Source organism: Ruicaihuangia caeni (assembly GCF_040536845.1).
Taxonomy (GTDB): Bacteria; Actinomycetota; Actinomycetes; order Actinomycetales; family Microbacteriaceae; genus Ruicaihuangia; species Ruicaihuangia caeni.
Genome location: NZ_CP159582.1, coordinates 147,132 through 163,568, shown reverse-complemented (window position 1 = coordinate 163,568; position 16,437 = coordinate 147,132). Strand labels below are relative to the sequence as shown.

Annotated in this window: 15 protein-coding genes; 11 read left to right on the top strand and 4 right to left on the bottom strand. The window is 68.4% G+C overall.

Annotation, left to right across the window (positions count from 1 at the left end; all coding sequences use genetic code 11):
* Positions 1–4: 4 nt before the first annotated feature.
* The 4 genes from ABV606_RS00730 to ABV606_RS00715 all read left to right on the top strand — a co-directional run bounded on the left by ABV606_RS00730 (position 5) and on the right by ABV606_RS00715 (position 3,806).
* Positions 5–2,083: a flagellar biosynthesis protein FlhA gene (locus ABV606_RS00730; protein WP_422785353.1), complete on the top strand. Its 2,079-nt coding sequence runs from the start codon at positions 5–7 to the stop codon at positions 2,081–2,083.
* A 9-nt stretch (positions 2,084–2,092) separates the two neighbouring features.
* Positions 2,093–2,323 carry a carbon storage regulator gene (locus ABV606_RS00725; protein ID WP_281487674.1) on the top strand — a complete coding sequence of 77 codons (231 nt, stop codon included), beginning with the start codon at positions 2,093–2,095 and terminating at the stop codon, positions 2,321–2,323.
* A gap of 74 nt (positions 2,324–2,397) precedes the next feature.
* Positions 2,398–3,162 carry a DsbA family protein gene (locus tag ABV606_RS00720; protein ID WP_281487675.1) on the top strand — a complete coding sequence of 255 codons (765 nt, stop codon included), beginning with the start codon at positions 2,398–2,400 and terminating at the stop codon, positions 3,160–3,162.
* 2 nt (positions 3,163–3,164) lie between these two features.
* The gene (locus tag ABV606_RS00715) at positions 3,165–3,806 is read left to right on the top strand and encodes a vitamin K epoxide reductase family protein (RefSeq protein ID WP_281487676.1); all 642 of its coding nucleotides are present in this window, start codon (positions 3,165–3,167) and stop codon (positions 3,804–3,806) included.
* 31 nt (positions 3,807–3,837) lie between these two features.
* Here the strand turns inward: ABV606_RS00715 and ABV606_RS00710 are convergent, their stop codons facing one another.
* Positions 3,838–4,077: a hypothetical protein gene (locus tag ABV606_RS00710; RefSeq protein WP_281487677.1), complete on the bottom strand. Its 240-nt coding sequence runs from the start codon at positions 4,075–4,077 to the stop codon at positions 3,838–3,840.
* 35 nt (positions 4,078–4,112) lie between these two features.
* Here ABV606_RS00710 and ABV606_RS00705 point away from each other — a divergent pair, with 35 nt between their 5' ends.
* The 3 genes from ABV606_RS00705 to ABV606_RS00695 are packed head-to-tail and all read left to right on the top strand — an operon-like array spanning position 4,113 to position 8,477.
* Entirely contained in the window at positions 4,113–6,698 is a 2,586-nt protein-coding gene (locus tag ABV606_RS00705) for a DEAD/DEAH box helicase (protein WP_353987978.1), read from the top strand.
* Between the two features lie 56 nt (positions 6,699–6,754).
* Positions 6,755–7,219, top strand: coding sequence for a hypothetical protein (locus ABV606_RS00700; RefSeq protein WP_281487679.1), 465 nt, complete (start codon positions 6,755–6,757; stop codon positions 7,217–7,219).
* Positions 7,220–7,235: 16 nt separating this feature from the next.
* On the top strand, positions 7,236–8,477 hold the full coding sequence (locus ABV606_RS00695) for a glycoside hydrolase family 3 N-terminal domain-containing protein (RefSeq protein ID WP_353987977.1): 1,242 nt from the start codon (positions 7,236–7,238) through the stop codon (positions 8,475–8,477).
* A 4-nt stretch (positions 8,478–8,481) separates the two neighbouring features.
* Here the strand turns inward: ABV606_RS00695 and ABV606_RS00690 are convergent, their stop codons facing one another.
* Positions 8,482–9,525: an FUSC family protein gene (locus ABV606_RS00690; RefSeq protein ID WP_353987976.1), complete on the bottom strand. Its 1,044-nt coding sequence runs from the start codon at positions 9,523–9,525 to the stop codon at positions 8,482–8,484.
* Positions 9,526–9,658: 133 nt separating this feature from the next.
* Between ABV606_RS00690 and ABV606_RS00685 the strand changes: the two genes are divergently transcribed.
* Positions 9,659–10,942, top strand: a complete 1,284-nt coding sequence (locus ABV606_RS00685; protein WP_353987975.1) for a phosphotransferase family protein — start codon at positions 9,659–9,661, stop codon at positions 10,940–10,942.
* Positions 10,943–10,969: 27 nt separating this feature from the next.
* Here ABV606_RS00685 and ABV606_RS00680 read toward each other — a convergent pair whose 3' ends face one another.
* Positions 10,970–12,040 carry an App1 family protein gene (locus ABV606_RS00680; protein ID WP_353987974.1) on the bottom strand — a complete coding sequence of 357 codons (1,071 nt, stop codon included), beginning with the start codon at positions 12,038–12,040 and terminating at the stop codon, positions 10,970–10,972.
* Between the two features lie 128 nt (positions 12,041–12,168).
* Here ABV606_RS00680 and ABV606_RS00675 point away from each other — a divergent pair, with 128 nt between their 5' ends.
* A complete protein-coding gene (locus ABV606_RS00675; RefSeq protein ID WP_353987973.1) occupies positions 12,169–12,846 on the top strand; it encodes a TetR/AcrR family transcriptional regulator in 678 nt (225 codons plus the stop codon).
* Positions 12,847–12,883: 37 nt separating this feature from the next.
* Here the strand turns inward: ABV606_RS00675 and ABV606_RS00670 are convergent, their stop codons facing one another.
* Positions 12,884–13,651 (bottom strand): DedA family protein, encoded by a 768-nt coding sequence (locus ABV606_RS00670; protein ID WP_353987972.1) that lies wholly within the window; start codon positions 13,649–13,651, stop codon positions 12,884–12,886.
* Between the two features lie 443 nt (positions 13,652–14,094).
* Here ABV606_RS00670 and ABV606_RS00665 point away from each other — a divergent pair, with 443 nt between their 5' ends.
* Complete coding sequence (locus ABV606_RS00665; RefSeq protein WP_353987971.1) at positions 14,095–15,390, top strand: quaternary amine ABC transporter ATP-binding protein; 1,296 nt, start codon at positions 14,095–14,097, stop codon at positions 15,388–15,390.
* Positions 15,387–16,370, top strand: a complete 984-nt coding sequence (locus ABV606_RS00660) for an ABC transporter permease (RefSeq protein ID WP_353987970.1) — start codon at positions 15,387–15,389, stop codon at positions 16,368–16,370. Before ABV606_RS00665 ends, ABV606_RS00660 begins: the two co-directional genes overlap by 4 nt.
* Positions 16,371–16,437 lie beyond the last annotated feature (67 nt).

Genomic DNA, 16,437 nt, shown 5'->3' with positions numbered 1-16,437 from the left:
CCTGATGCTGCTCATCGTGCCGGTGCCCGCGCCGATGCTCGATGTGCTGATCATCATCAACATCCTGCTCGCGCTCGTGATCCTGCTCACGACGATGTTCGCGAAGAAGCCCCTCGACTTCTCGGTGTTCCCGTCGCTGCTGCTCGCGGCCACGCTGTTCCGGCTCGGTCTGAACGTCGCATCGACAAGGCTCGTGCTGGGAGATGCCTACGCGGGGCAGGTGATCGCCGCCTTCGGACAGATCACCGTCGGAGGATCGATCGTGATCGGAGCGGTCGTCTTCCTCATCCTGGTCGTCATCCAGTTCATCGTGGTCACCAAGGGTGCCGAGCGCGTGGCCGAGGTCGGTGCCCGCTTCACGCTCGACGCCATGCCGGGCAAGCAGATGGCGATCGACGCCGACCTGAACGCGGGGCTGATCACCGAGGAGCAGGCCCGCGCGCGCCGTGCCGAAGTCGCGGCGGAAGCCGACTTCTACGGCGCGATGGATGGCGCCTCGAAGTTCGTCAAGGGCGACGCGATCGCCGGCATCGTGATCATCATCATCAATGTCGTCGGTGGCATCGCGCTCGGCATGGCGCAGCGGGGCATGGAGCTCGGCGATGCGGTCAACACCTACACGCTGCTGACCATCGGCGATGGACTCGTCACCCAGATCCCCGCATTGCTGATGGCGGTAGCGACGGGCATGATCGTCACCCGTTCGAACGCCGAGAACGACCTGGGGACGACCGCCTCGGCGCAGCTCGGTCAATCGCGCACCGCCCTGCAGATCGCTGGCGCCGCCGCCATCGTGATGGCCTGCATCCCCGGCATGCCGATCCTCCCGTTCGTGCTGACGGGCGGCCTGCTCATCTTCACCGCCCAGCGCATCAAGGCGGCGGATGCCGCACGGGCTGACGCCCTCGAGGCGATCACGCCGCCGTCACCGGCCTCCGACACCACTGAGGAACTCATCGAGCAGATGCGCGTGCATCCTCTCGAGATCCTGCTGGCCCCCGATCTCGTCGACCTGGTCTCGGGCGCCGGCAATGATCTGCTCGGCCGCGTGAAGGCGCTCAGGCGCAAGCTCGCGCTCGAACTCGGCATCATCGTGCCGCCGGTGCGCACCCGCGACAGCGTGGAGCTCGCGGCATCCGAGTACGTGATCCGCGTGGCCGGCGTGGAGGCCGGCCGCGGTTCGGCGCCGCGCGGCACGGTGCTCGCGCTTGGGGATGGGCTCGAGGGTCTTGCGGGCACCCCCACGGTGGAACCGGTCTTCGGGCTGCCCGGCCGCTGGGTGCCGAATGAGCTCCGCCACTCGGCAGAAGTGGCTGGAGCCACCGTCATCGACCGGGTGTCGGTGCTCGTGACGCACCTCTCGCGCGTCATCACCGACAACGCGGCCCGACTGCTCACCCGCGAAGACGTGAGGCAGCTCACCGAGGGTGTGAAGCGTATCAACCCGGCCGCGGTCGAGGAGCTCACCCCGAGCCCGCTGAGCCTCGCCGAGGTGCAGCGCGTGTTGCAGAATCTGCTCTCTGAGGAGGTCGCCATCACCGACCTGTCCCGAATCTACGAGGCCATCGCACTCCGGGCCCGCGCCTCGACCGACCCAGAAGCCCTGACCGAAGCGGCGAGAGCCGCTGTCGCCCCGGCCATCGTGGCCTCGCATGCCAGCGATCGCACGCTGCGGGTCATCATGCTCGACCCGCTGTTCGAGCAGCAGTTGCTCGAGTCGCTTCGGCCGTCGGATGCCGGAAGCCAACTGCTAGTCGAACCCTCTCGGCTCGAGGGCTTCCTCGACGAGGTTCGGAGCGCGGTCGAACGGGCCGGATCGGGTGCGGGCGACCACACGGCGGCGATCGTGTGCGCGCCGGCCCTCCGGCCGGCGATGCGGCGCCTCATCGCGGCGCAAGCCGGTGGTACGCCGGTGCTCTCGTACCAGGAGGTCTCGTCGGCCTCGGTGGCGATCGAGACCGTGGGCGTCGTGCGGGGCGCACGTCCAGTGCATGATCAGGCGGCCCCGGCTGCGATCGCCGTCGGACAAGCGGGGTCTCCCTCGGGGTCTCCCTCCGGCTCTCCCGCGAGCGTGCTGGGATAGGGTGGCGAAGTGCTGGTCCTGACGCGCAAGCCCGGCGAACGGGTGCTCATCGGCGACGACATCGTGATCACGGTGCTCGAGTCGCGAGGCGACGGCGTTCGCATCGGCATCGAGGCGCCACGCGGCCTGCGGATTCAACGCGACGAGGTCGTGAAGGCCGTCGAGCAGTCGAACGCTGCAGCGGCGTCACCCGGTGATGACGCCGAGGCGCGCTTGCGCGCCGTTCTCGGCAAGTCGTAACCCCGCCGACCAATACGATGGAGCGGGCCGCAGCGCGCGGCATCCGACTCGTGGGACACGAAGGGCGATTCGCAGTGGCAGGCAACGACGACAAGATCGCGGCACGGCAGCGTGTCAATGAGCAGCGCCGCAAGCAGCAAGAAGCTGCGCGCCGCCGGCGCATCATCACGCAGATCAGTGTCGTGGTGGGCGCAGTGCTCGTCGTCGCGGCGATCGTCGTGGCAGTCGTGCTCATGAACCGCCCGGCCGGCGGAGGCGCCACACCCGAGGTCGACACCACGGTGTCGCTCGGCGGCAATGACCAGGTGCCGTTCGCCATCGAGGGCACTGCGGTTCAGGTGGGCGAGCCGGACGCACCGGTGGAGATCGACATCTTCGAGGACTACTCCTGCCCCCACTGCAAGGACTACGACGCGGCTGTCGGCGACGTGTTCTCCGAGCTGTCTGCGAGTGGCGAGGTGGTCGTGAAGCACCACCCGATCAACATCGTCACGCCCTACGGCAAGCGCGCGGGCAGCACCGCGGTCTGCGTCGCGACCGGGCAGCCCGAACTCTGGAACACCGTGCACCACGCGCTCTTCGCGAACCACGACCAGTCCACCGACGGCTGGAAGACCGGCGAGTTCCGCTCGTTCGCCGAGAGCCTGGGCGTCGACGACGCCGACACGCTCTCGTGCATCCAAGACGGCCGGTACATGGGCTGGATCGATGACAACACCGCCGACGCGCTCAACAAGCGAGGCGTGCAGGGCACTCCGGCGCTCTTCATCAACGGCGAGGCCACTGAGCTGCTGAGCGGGGACGCCCTCCGCGAGCGGGTCGCCGAGCTGGCCGGCTGACCGTGGGCCCAGAAGCAGCAGCTTCAACGCGGGCACAGGGCGGCGGAGCCGCGCTGACCCGACTCGCGATCGCGTGGGTCGTGCTCGGCGCGGTGGCGTTCGTCGCCTCGATGATTCTTGCGATCGACCGGTATCGCCTGCTCGCCGACCCGAACACCGAACTCGGCTGCGACATCAGCCCGTTCGTGGCGTGCGGTCCGGTCATGGAATCGCCCGCAGGCGCACTGTTCGGCTTCCCGAACCCGCTGCTCGGTGTCGCCTGCTTCATGATCATGATCACCTCCGGCATGGCGCTGCTCGCCGGGGCGCGTCTGCGTCCCTGGTTCTGGATCGGCATGCAGATCGGGCTGACGCTCGCCGGCGTATTCATCACGTGGCTGCAGACGCAGACGCTCTACGTGATCGAGTCGCTCTGCATCTGGTGCATGGTGGTGTGGGCGATGACGATCCCGCTGATCGTGCTGACGACCGCCCACGCGCTCGCGTACGGCCGCTTCGGCAACACCAGGGGTCGACGTCTCGGCCGCTGGATGCAGGAGTACCGATGGATGATCATCGTGCTCTGGTATCTCGTGGTGATCCTCGCGATCGCGCTGAAGTTCTACCGCGAGTTCGCGCTGATGTGGTTCGGCGTAGCGCTCTGATCGAGCTGCACCGCCGGCGCTGACCCGCGGGTCAGCGAGCGTCTGCCTGTGCCTGCCGGCGTGACCGGGTCACGCTGAACGCCAGCCGCTGCGCGCCCACGTACGAGCCGACGCCGATCACCAGGGCCGCCGCACCGCCGATCACCCAGGGCAACGACCCCTGCACTGCGGCGATGATCACGCACACCACGCCGCCGAGGGTCAGCGCGATCCCTGTGGAGGCGAGGATGCCGCTGATGAGGGCGAGTGACTTGAGGCGCGAGTGATTCACGGGGGTGGTGCTCCTTCTGGGATGATCGCTTAATCATGACCGACCACAGCGGCGACCGCGAAACCGCGCCGCTGACCGCCCTGCTGAATCGCTCGCTCCACTCGTCCGCCGCCGAGCAGACTGGTGATGCGCGAGCCGACGGTGGGCCGAGCGAGGGCGTCGGCGTCGACCTCGATGAGCTGCTCGAGCGGTTCGCCGAGTGGAACTCGGCCCGCGGCATCCGTCTCTATCCCGCGCAGGAAGACGCCCTTCTGCACCTCTTCGCCGGCGATCACGTGGTCTTGTCGACCCCTACGGGCAGCGGCAAGTCGCTCGTCGCGATCGGTGCGCACCTCGCCGCGCTCGCGCAGGGACGCCGCAGCTACTACACCGCTCCGATCAAGGCGCTCGTCAGCGAGAAGTTCTTCGCCCTGGTCGAATTGTTCGGAACGGATGCCGTGGGCATGGTCACCGGCGACTCCGCCGTGAACCCCGACGCGCCCATCATCTGCTGCACGGCCGAGATCCTCGCGAACCGTGCGCTGCGGCACGGCGACGCCGCGGGCGCGGACGTCGTCGTGATGGACGAGTTCCACTTCTACGCCGACACCGAGCGGGGCTGGGCGTGGCAGGTACCGCTCACCACGCTCGAGAAGACGCAGTTCCTGCTGATGTCGGCGACGCTCGGAGACGTCACGGCGCTGAGTGACGATCTCGAGCGCCGCACCGGCCGCGAGGTCGGGTTGGTGACCGGTGTCGAGCGTCCCGTGCCGTTGCACTTCAGTTACTCGCTCGACCCGATCAACGAGACCATCGAAGAGTTGCTCTCGACCCATCGGGCACCGGTCTACGTCGTTCACTTCGCTCAGGCTGCTGCCGTCGAGCGCGCGCAAGCGCTGCTCAGCACGCGGATCATCGGTCGGGAAGCGCGCGATGAGATCGCTGCTGCGATCGGCGACTTCCGCTTCACCACCGGGTTCGGGAAGACGCTCAGCCGGCTCGTGCGCGCGGGCATCGGCGTGCACCACGCCGGGATGCTCCCTCGCTACCGTCGGCTCGTGGAGCAACTGGCCCAGCGGGGGCTCCTGCGCGTCATCTGTGGCACCGACACACTCGGTGTCGGCATCAACGTGCCGATCCGCACTGTGCTCCTCACGAGCCTCACGAAGTTCGACGGCACGAAGACACGCCGACTCAGCGCGAGAGAGTTCCATCAGATCGTCGGCCGGGCGGGCCGCGCCGGGTTCGACACTGCCGGAACCGTGGTCGTTCAGGCGCCGGAGCACGAGATCGAGAACGCGCGGGCAATTCGCAAGGCCGGCGACGACGTCAAGAAGCAGCGACGGGTGGTGCGGAAGAAGGCGCCCGAAGGGTTCGTGTCGTGGAGCGAGCAGACCATGCAGAAGCTCATCTCTGCCGAGCCCGAGCCGCTTCGCAGTTCGATGCGGATCTCAGCCGCCATGATCATCAACGTCATCGCGCGCGGTGGCGACGTGCTCGCACACCTCCGACGGCTCGTGTTCGACAATCATGAGCCGCCCGTCCGCCAGTACGCGCTCGCGCGACGCGCGCTCAGCATCGCACGCACCCTGCGCGCCGCCGACCTGCTGCAGACGGGCGCCGACGGCATTCGCCTCACCGTCGACCTGCAGGAGGACTTCGCCCTGAATCAGCCGCTCTCGCCGTTCGCGATCGCCGCGCTCGAGCTGCTCGATCCGGATGCCGAGACGTACGCGCTCGACCAGCTCAGCGTCATCGAGGCCACGCTCGACGACCCCCGCGCCCTGCTCAACCAGCAGCAGTTCATGGCCCGCGGCGAGGCCGTCGCAGCGATGAAGGCTGACGGGATCGAGTACGAGGAGCGCATGGAGCTGCTGGAAGACGTGACGCACCCGAAACCGCTCGCCGAACTCCTCGAGCAGGCGTTCGAGACCTTCGCGGCGTCACAGCCGTGGGTGCGTGACTTCGAACTCTCGCCGAAGAGCGTTGTGCGCGACATGACCGAGCGTGCGATGAGCTTCACCGAGTATGTGTCGCACTACCAGCTCGCGCGCTCCGAGGGCGTGCTGCTGCGCTACCTCAGCGACGCCTACCGGGCCGTGCGCCAGACGGTGCCCGAGAATCTGAAGAGTGAGCGGCTTCGTGAGCTCATCGAGTGGCTCGGCGAACTCGTGCGGCAGACCGACTCGAGCCTGCTCGACGAGTGGGCCGAGCTGTCGAATCCGGCACTCCATGCGGCGCGCGAGGAGGCCATCGTGCCGCCTGCGCCTCCAGCACTCAGCAGCAACGCGCGTGCGCTCCGCGTGCTGGTGCGCAATGAGCTCTTCCGCCGAGTCGAACTGGCGGCGCTGCGGCGGTACGACGCTCTCGCGGCGCTCGAGGAGCGAGGGTGGTCGGCCGAGCAGTGGCAGGCGGCGCTCGAGCCGTACTGGTCGGAGCATGACTGGATCGGCACGGATGCCGCCGCCCGCGGCCCGGGCATGATCACGATCGTTGAGGAGCCGGGGCGCTGGAAAGCACGCCAGACGCTGGCGGACCCGGTCGGCGACCACGACTGGATCATCGAAGCCGAAGTCGACCTGGCGGAGAGCGATCACGCAGGTGAAGCGATCGTCGAGGTAGTCGCCGTCGTGCGCCTGTAGCGGCTCGGGGCGCGGCGTCCGCGAAGCGGGCACGTCGCGCCGGTACGGTAGTCGGCATGGCCAACGATGACCCGGCGCTCCTCGCCGAGGTGCTGCCGGGCACCTGGCACGTGAGCGCCAGCAACCTCCCGGTCTGGGTGAGCGCCGACGCGGCAGGGCTCAGCGTCGAGATCGAGGTGGTCAAGCACGATCCGCTCATGCTTCGGCACCTCATCGTCGTCGAGTCGCGCGACGGCCGCGTGAAGCGCATCGGGGGCGTGGATCGGTGGGTGGGCACCCGCTTCCGCACACGCTCGCGAGCCCTGACCCCGTTCCGCTGGGGCCACTGGCACATCACTGGCATCAGCCCCGACCGCGATCACATCGTGGTGAGGATGGCGAAGCTCCGAGCGCTGCCCGACAGCATTCTCATCTGCCGGCGCGACGGTGTCGAGGTCGACGACTTGCGCGCGACTGTCTCCGCACGCACAGAGCCTCTCGGGCTGAGCCCGGAGGACTTCGCGTCGCTCACTTGGAATTGACGGCTACCCTCGCAGGATGCCCGTTGCTCGTCGCCCCCGGACTGTCTGGCCGGTGTCGTCCATCGCCGTGATGCTCACGGCGCTGGTCCTGGGAGGCTGCACGCCCGCGCACGACGCGGACGTGACTCGCGCGTCGAACGGCTCGGACACCGAGCACCACGGGCTCCTGCCGGTGCCGGAGCCCGCTCACGGACCGGCCCCGCCGGCGGCCGACTTCGCGCGCCAGGCGGTCGATCGCATGACGATCTCAGAAAAGGTCGGTGCGGTGCTGATGCTGCACCTCCCCGGCACCGATCAGACCGCCCTCGCGCATTTCGTCGAGGCAAATGAGCTGTCGGGCGTGATTCTGATGGGCGACAACATGCCCGAACCATCCATCGATGGCCTGCAGACCGTCACGTCTGGCCTTGCAGACGACGACCTGCCTCCGCTTGTGGCCATCGACCAGGAGGGCGGTGTGGTCGAGCGGGTGCGGCCGGACCCCGGAAAGCCTGCTAGGGAGCTCGCATCGCTTCCGCCTGAGGCGACCGAGGAGAGCTTCCGCGCGCGGGCGGAACTGCTGCGGTCGCTCGGGGTCAACGTGAACTTCGGCATCGTCGCCGACGTGACCGACGACCCCTCCTCGTTCATCCGCTCAAGGGTGCTCGGCGCCGAGCCCACGGCCGCCTCCGACCGCGTCGCGAGGGCGGTCGCGGGGGAGCAGGGCCGGGTGCGTTCGACGCTGAAGCATTTTCCGGGACACGGCGTCGCGGCCGGCGACTCCCACTCCAGCATCCCCTCCACGGGCATCACGCTTGATCAGTGGCGCGACTCGGCAGCGAAGCCCTTCGCCGCCGGCATCGATGCTGGAGCGGAACTGGTCATGATGGGCCATCTCCGCTTCGACGCGATCGACCCCGCACCGGCTTCGATGTCGGCCCGCTGGCACGAGGTGCTGCGTGAAGAGCTCGGCTTCGACGGAGTCATCGTCAGCGACGATCTCAACATGCTGCCCGCCTCAGGCGCCCCGGAGTTCGCTGACGCCGTGACGAACGCGGTCAATTCACTCAATGCGGGCACCGACCTCCTGCTCTTCGTCGGCGGCGTGGAGCCGCAGACCCTGCGCCAGGGGCTCATCGCTGCCGCCGAGACGGGGGCGATCGACGGGAGGCGGCTCGATGAAGCCGCGGAACGGGTGCTCGCGCTGCGGCGGGGGCTCGCGGCATCCGAAGGGGTGCTCGTGCACTGCGACGCGTCGTGCAAGCGCGCGATCGGCTGAGGCGTCACGCCGCGTCGGTAGCGCCCACGATCACCTCGCGCACGCGCCGCAAGTCTTCCATGAGCGAGCCGACCACGATCCAATGCGCAGGATCGGGATGCAGCACAACGATCGGCGCGGTCAACGCGGGGAGCTCGATCGTGGTGCTCGACGACGAGGCCGGGGTGGTGAGCAGGCGCAGGTCGTGGGCGGCGCGTTCGAGCTCAGTGACGATCGCCTGCACTGCGGGTATCTCGGGGAGCGCGCGGTCGTAGTGATCACGAGTCGCTCGGGCCATGCCGAGCACTCTTGTCACGAGGGGGTTCGCGCGTGTGAGCATGGCGAGGTCCTCCTCGAGCCTGCGGCGGTGCCGTCCGCGTCGGGGGTTGAGCATGAGGCTCTCCTCGCCCTTCCGCAGGGCGGTGTCGGCATCGCGCTGCAACTCGCGCAGACGCCGAGCCCGCGCATACATCGCTTCGACGTCTTCCCGAGTGCGGGGTGCGCCCAGGGCCGCAGCGAGGTCGTCGAGCGAGTCGGCGATCGCGAGCACGAGCCGCGTGGTGGCGCGGTGCGCAGGCTCAGTAGCCACCGGTGGCACGATCGCGAGGTTCACCAGCAGTGCGACGAGCGCTCCGATCACCGTCTCGACCACGCGTTCGAGCCCGTATCCCGGCGTCGACCCGAGCGCGAGCACCAGCATCGCGCTGATGGGGATCTGGTTCGACGAGCCCGAACCGAGCTTCAGCGCCCACGCGATGATGAGCGACACCACGATCACCGACAGCACGACCCAGGTAGAGCCGCCGAAGAGCGCGCCCGCGGCTGATGCAAGGAGCACGCCGAGCACCACTCCGACACTGCGCTCGATGCCCTTGGTGATCGATTGGGTGACACTCGGCTGCACCACCAGCAGGGCGGCGATAGCTGCGAAGATCGGAAGCGGTTGGCCGAGCAGCAGGTTCGACAGCAACCAGGCCGTCACAGCCGCGAGTGAGGTCTTCAGCACTTGCAGCAGAGGGGAGCGCGTCTCAGCGCGCAGGGTGCTCGCAAAGCCCGGGGCGTCGCTCATCACGTCAGCGTAGATCGCGTCGCGGCATCCCGAGTGGCGCAACTCGGGTCACAATGGAGTGACGGCCCCGTCATTTCGTGCCTGAGAGGCCTCGCAGCGCACGCCGACCCGACGAATCAGGACCACATCGCTGGTGCCAACCCACAGCACTGAACCCGCGGGATTCCGCGACTCCGCGCCCGGCGGCGTCTCAAGCCCCGACCACGCGCCACCCGCGCCGACCGACGACCCCGCGGTGAGCGAGCGCTGGCCGCTGCTCGACCGGATCGCGCACACCCTCGGCCGACGACTCGTCGATGGCCACTCGCTGGGTCTGGAGGTCGGCGGAGACGGCTTCGTCGAAGGCTTCCGCCTGGAGCTCGAGCAACCCGAGGGCGGGACGCAGCAGCAGGTCGTGTACCTCGAGACGCGGCCCGAATCCGTGCAGCGCGACGGCGTGCTGAGTCTGCGCGACGTCGACGGCACCTCGGTCGCGGTGTGGCTGTATCCGCGCGATCCCGAGCTGCCCGCCCTTCCTGCCGCGGTCTATCCGGAGTCGGCTGCGGGGCTGCTGGCCAATATGGGCGTGCTGTGCCGTGAGCTGACCCTCTCGCTGATTGCCTACCGGCCGGGGAAGCGCGCTGTCGTGCGGGCGGAGGCCGAGGGCGTGGACGCATTCCTCAAAGTGTTCGCCCCGCGCTCGACCGCCGCTCTCGTCGAGAAGTACACCACCTGGCACGAGTCGGGCCTGCCTACGCCGAGGCTGCTGGGCTGGAGCGACCGAGGCCTGATCGCGTTCGCGGCGCTGCCTGGCGCGACCGCAGCGGCGAGTCTTGACCGCATCGACGACCACGACCGCTTCCTCGATGAGATCGTGGCGCTGCAGCGAGCGATCGCCGCGGTTCCAAGCGCCCAGCTCGCCCGACCCTCCCTCGCGACTCGCGTGGATTGGTACGAGCAGCGACTCGCAGCACTCATGCCGGAGCACAGCGCGAGCATCGGCAGCGTGGGGCAAGTGGTCGCCCGCACGCTGGCTGCCACGCCTGCTGCGCTTCCTGTCACGGTGCACGGCGATCTGCACATCGGCCAGGTCTTCATCGATGGCCGGGGCGACGTCTGCGGCGTGCTCGACATCGATACGGCGGGTCTCGGCGACCCGGCAGACGATGCGGCCGCGTTCTACGCCCATCTCGTGGTCACGGCCCTGTATCACCGCGATCAGCCGCGTCTCGCCGCGACAGCGTCCGAACTGGCGTCGCGTTGGATCAGGCGGTGGCCCAAGGCAGACCGGTCGTTCGCGTTGCGCGCGAAGGCCATCGCGGCGACGCATCTCCTCGCGCACGCGCTGAGCGATGCGGTGCCCCGCGAGTACCTGCTGCACGCCGCCGGAATTCTCGCGGCCGAGTTGCAGCAGGAGGCGGTCGTCCAGGCGGACTGACCCCAGCCGGGATGACTGCTTACGCGATCAGTTCGGCGTTGCCGGCAGAATGCCCAATTCCTCGAGGTGATCGGCGAGACCTGCGCCGTCCGGAGCCCAGATCCAGGGGGCGCGGTCGTCGCGAGGCTCGCTCTTGTGCCGACCTCCCGCGAGCACTGCCTCGGAGGGCGAGAGTCGGCGGATGGCGATGGCCGCCACGGCATCCGGATGCTGCTCTGCGAAGTCGCTGTACAACGACTCGTCGTGCTGGCCATCGTCGCCGATCAAGAGCCACTTGAGGTCAGGGAACTCTTCGGCGAGACGCTCAAGGTTCTTCTGCTTGTGCGCACGGCCGCTGCGGAACCACCGGTCGTGCGTCGGACCCCAGTCGGTCAGCAGCAGCGGCCCCGGGGGGTACATGTTGCGGTCGAGGAACCGGCCGAGCGCCGGGGCGACGTTCCACGCTCCAGTCGAGAGGTAGATGAACGGAGCCTCGGGGTGAGCCTGGGCGAGCCGGTCATAGAGCACCGGCATCCCGGTCACCGCGCGACGGGCATGCTCATGCACCACGAAGGCGTTCCAGGCCGCGAGCAGCGGCCGGGGGAGCGCTGTGACCATGACGGTGTCGTCGACATCGGAGAGGATGCCGAGGCGCGCCTGGTCGTCGACGACGTACACCGGTGCCACCACCGGTTCGGTGTCGCTCGTTCTGATCGTCAACTGCTGCCAGCCGGCCGCCAGCGTCGATTCGAGCCGTGCGTCGATCACGCCACCGCGGTCGGCGAGGAGTTCCACCTCGACGCCGTCGATGTCGACGATGACTGGAGTGTCGCCGACGGGGATGCTGAAGAACGCGCGCCAACCGCGAACCTTGCGGTAGCGCTCGGTATCAGCGGCATCCGGTCTGGTGAGCACGACCCGGCACAGCACGCGCACCCAGCCTGGACGGTCGTTCGCGGTGCGCCCATACGCGGTGTAGGGGATCACCGTCGTGACCAGGCCACGGCGCCGACCGCGGCGGAGTCGGAACCGGTGGAACCGGTCCTCCATGCGCGCGGCCCAGTGCATGATCGGGCCCTGCTGCCCACGCATCGCCTTCGACGTTCTGGCTCTGGGCATTGCCCAAGTCTCGCATGAGTGATCCGAGCGCGACGAACCCGCGTGGCGCGCCTCGAACTCTCAGCCGTAGCCCCCTGTCGCCCCAGAACTGGGGATGTATATTTTCCTCACAACGATAGGAGTCTGCGGTGCCCCAACAGCATTCCGTCGCAACCCGAACGAAGAAGGCCTCTGCCGCCCGCAACGAGGCCCTCATCAGGAATGAACCCGTCCAGGCTCGAAGCGCCGCCCGATTGGACGCGCTGCTCGACGCGGCCGCCGCCGTGATCGACGAGATCGGGTACGAGCGGCTGACGACCGCCATGGTGGCCGAGGGTGCGGGCGCTTCGATCGGCACGGTGTACCGGTACTTCCCGGATCGCATCGCGGTGCTGCAGGCGCTGTCGCAGCGCAACCATGACAGGCTGCTCGCGCGTCTCGACGCTGTGCTCGCCGATGAAGGCCACGGCGACTGGGACGAGGCGCTCACGGCGGTGTTCGACGCCCTCGCCGACGCGTTCCGCACCGAGCCGAGTTTCGCATCGCTGCGCGTGGGCGACGTGCTCGATCTGCGCCCGCCCGCCCATGACGCGACCGCCTACGACCGCATCGCCGACGAGACGCTCGACCGCATCGCCTCATCGTTCGGACTGACGATCAGCGACGATGCGCGCTTCGACTTCCACGTGTGCCTCGCTCTGGCCGATGCCCTGCTCGGTCGTGCGTTCGCACGCGACCCGAAGGGCGACAAGCGGCACCTCGAGGCTGGACGCACGCTGATGTCAGCGGCGATGCAGCGGCATCTCGGCGGGTCTGTCAAGCGCTGAACCCGGTCGACGGCTCGCCCGGTGAATGGTTGCTGAATCACCCTTGCTCGGGACTCGGCCGACCATCCTCCTCAGAGGGTGAGTCGCTGCTTGTCGCAGTGTCGGCATCCGCCTGGTCGACCGGCGTGCTTTCGCCGGTGACGGGGTCGACCACCACGAGCATGTGCCGGTTCGCACTGCGGGAGAGCGCCCGCTTCACGAGCAGGACGACGACGAAGAAGACGATCAGGATGCCGGCGAGCACATAGCCCGCGAAGTGCAGCTGCTTCGAGATCAGCTCGCGCGTCACGTTCCCGGCGGTGGCGCCCACCGTGACGTACACGAACGCCCACAGCACGCACGCGGGCGTCGTCCACGCCATGAAACGCCGGTATCGCATGGTGCTCATGCCGACCGTGAGCGGGATGAGCGAGTGCAGCACCGGGAGGAACCGCGAGATGAACACCGCGATGCCGCCGCGACGGTCGAGATACTGCTGGGCGCGCACCCAGTTCGACTCGCCGATTCGACGGCCGAGCCTGCTGCGGCGGATCCAGGGGCCGAAGTAACGGCCCAGTGCGAATCCGACGCTCTCCCCGATGAGCGCCCCCACGATCACCGCCAGCATGAGCGCGACATACATCACAGGGTTGACCAGGGGGTTCTCGGTCGCGAGCGCTGCGACGACCACGATCGAGTCGCCGGGCACGATGAGCCCGATGAGCACCGACGTCTCGAGCATGATGCCGACCCCCGCCAGCACGACGCGCAGCACCGGATCGACACTGTCGACGAGCTGCAGCAGCCACGAGAGGGCGTCGTTCACGCCACGAGCCTAGCGGCGGCATCCGAGCGGGTCACAGAGCCGATTTCGCGCCAGAACCAGCGCGGGCCGCCAGTTGAGTCCTTCTCAGGTAACAGTGCTGTAACGTCTTGAACCCTGCTCACTACCGGTAGAACGAGCTGTTCTGCCGCGGAATCATGCGGAATCCGGCAGAGTTCGCTCCGATCCGGCAGAACTGGAGGCCGCTCGAACGGCTTGCTACGGTGGTTGCGCTCCGGGCGCGGACCAGAGGTTCGCGGTGAGGAGCACCCGCCCCAGGCCGCGACCGGCGCCACCGCGCCGTGCGTATGGTCGGGAACAGCGCGGGCTCGCTACCGAATGCGCGCCCTAGACGCACTGCCTGTTGCTCTTCCGGGCTGGTGCGCCGCAGTCCTGACCCGGACCGCCGACTCAGCACCGACGCCGTCGCGTCGGTACGGAGCATTGTGACCGAAGACATCGCCCTGAAAGCAGATGGTCTCTACAAAGTGTTCGGGCGCCGCCCGAAGGATGCCGTCGAGCAGCTTCGCCGTGGAGTAGCCCGCGACGAGCTGCGCGACGTGACCGCCGCCGTCATCGACGCCGGCTTCGAGGTTCGCCGCGGAGAGATCTTCGTCGTGATGGGACTGTCGGGTTCCGGCAAGTCCACGCTCATCAGGATGCTCAACGGGCTGCTTGAACCGACCGAGGGCAGCGTGACGATCGCCGGAGAGCGCGTCACCGGCGCTACCGGCGCCGAACTGCGAGGCATCCGGCGAAAGCGCGTCTCGATGGTGTTCCAGCACTTCGCGCTGCTGCCGCACCGCACCGTGCTCGACAATGTGGCGTACGGGCTGGAGATCCAGGGGATCGGCAGGCCGGAGCGTCACGAGCGAGCTCGGCAGATCATCGAGCTCGTCGGGCTGGCCGGCTGGGAGCAGAAGCTGCCGTCGCAGCTCTCGGGCGGAATGCAGCAGCGCGTCGGGCTCGCCCGCGCCCTCGCCGCGGACACCGACGTGCTGCTCATGGACGAGGCGTTCAGCGCTCTTGACCCGCTCATCCGTCGAGAGATGCAGGAGCAGCTCGTCGAGTTGCAGAGCCAGCTCGGCAAGACGATCGTGTTCATCACTCACGACCTGAACGAGGCGATGTTCCTCGGTGACCGGATCGCCGTCATGCGCGCGGGCCGGATCGTGCAGATCGGCACACCCGAGGAGATCCTCACCGATCCGGCCAACGACTACGTCGCGCAATTCGTGCAAGACGTCGACCGGTCGCGCGTGCTGACCGCCGCCAGCGCCATGGAGCCGCCGAGGTCGGTGGTGTCGGTCACGGCCGGCCCCCGAGTGGCCTTGAAGACCATGCGCGATCTGCAGACCTCAGCCGCCTTCGTGATCGGGCGAGACCGAGCGCTTCGGGGCGTTGTGCGCGATCGCGATGCCATGCGACTGGTCCGCCGCGGTTCGAGCGATCTGGCCTCGATCATCACCGATGACTACGCGGTCGTCACGCAGGATGCCGCGCTGAACACGCTGCTCGAACCCTCCGTCGAGAGCGCTCTGCCCGTCGCCGTGGTCGACGAGCGGAACCGTCTTGTCGGGGTCGTGCCCCGAGTGACGCTGCTCGCTGCGCTCGGCAATGTGTCGAGCAACACCAGCGAGATCCCCGCTGTGGAGCCTCCGCCCACGGTGCCGGTCGACACGATCGACGCGGTGCTCGCCACCGACCAACAGGGTGACGACAGGAAGGGGGTGCTCGCATGAGCGACCTGAGGATTCCCCTCGGCGAATGGGTCGAGACGATCGTGCGCGGCATCATCGCCGCCGTCCCCGGCATCTTCGACGGCATCCGCACCGGCTTCCTCGCGTTTTACGAGGGGCTGGATTGGCTGCTCACGACGCCCCCCTTCTGGGTCGTGATCGCGGTGTTCGTGCTGATCGCCCTGGCCGTGAAGGGCTGGAAGTTCGCGCTCGGCACAGCGGTCGGCTTCATGCTGATCGTCGCCGTCGACCAGTGGACCACCGCAATGGAATCGCTGGCGCTCGTCGTCGTGGCCGGTGTCATCGCTGTCGCGCTGGCGATCCCGCTCGGCATCCTTGCGGCGAAGTCGGATGTCGCCTCGCGCATCATCCGCCCGGTGCTCGACTTCATGCAGACCATGCCCGCCTTCGTGTACCTCATTCCGGCGCTCATCCTCTTCCGGGTGGGCGTCACACCGGGCATCGTGGCGACGATCATCTTCGCGCTCGCGCCTGGAGTGCGGCTCACCGAGCTCGGCATCCGCAGGGTCGACAGCGAGGTGGTCGAGGCCGGGCAGGCGTTCGGCTCGTCTCCAGGGCGCATCCTGCGTCAGATCCAGCTGCCGCTTGCGATGCCGACCATCATGGCCGGCGTCAACCAGGTGATCATGCTGGCGCTGTCGATGGTCGTCATCGCCGGCATGGTCGGCGCCGGCGGACTCGGCGGTCAGATCGTCGCGAGCCTCAACCGCATCGACATCGCGCTCGGCTTCGAAGCTGGCCTCTCCGTCGTGATCCTCGCCATCTTCCTGGACCGGCTCACCGCGGCGCTCGGCGCCAACCAGACCGTGCTCGGCAAGCTCATCGATGCGGCCGCGAAGCGTCGCCGCGCCGAGCGGGCAGGTGGCTCGGCGCCCGCTGACCGCGTGGTGGACGGCGAAGTGCCAGTCGACGAGGTCGAGGTCGCGACCGCCTCGCCGCGGCGCGCCCCCACCGCCTTTTGAACTCGCGGATGCCTCGGCATCCGTGAACCGTGTGCGCAGAGATCCTGCGTGCCGACCGTCACCAAAG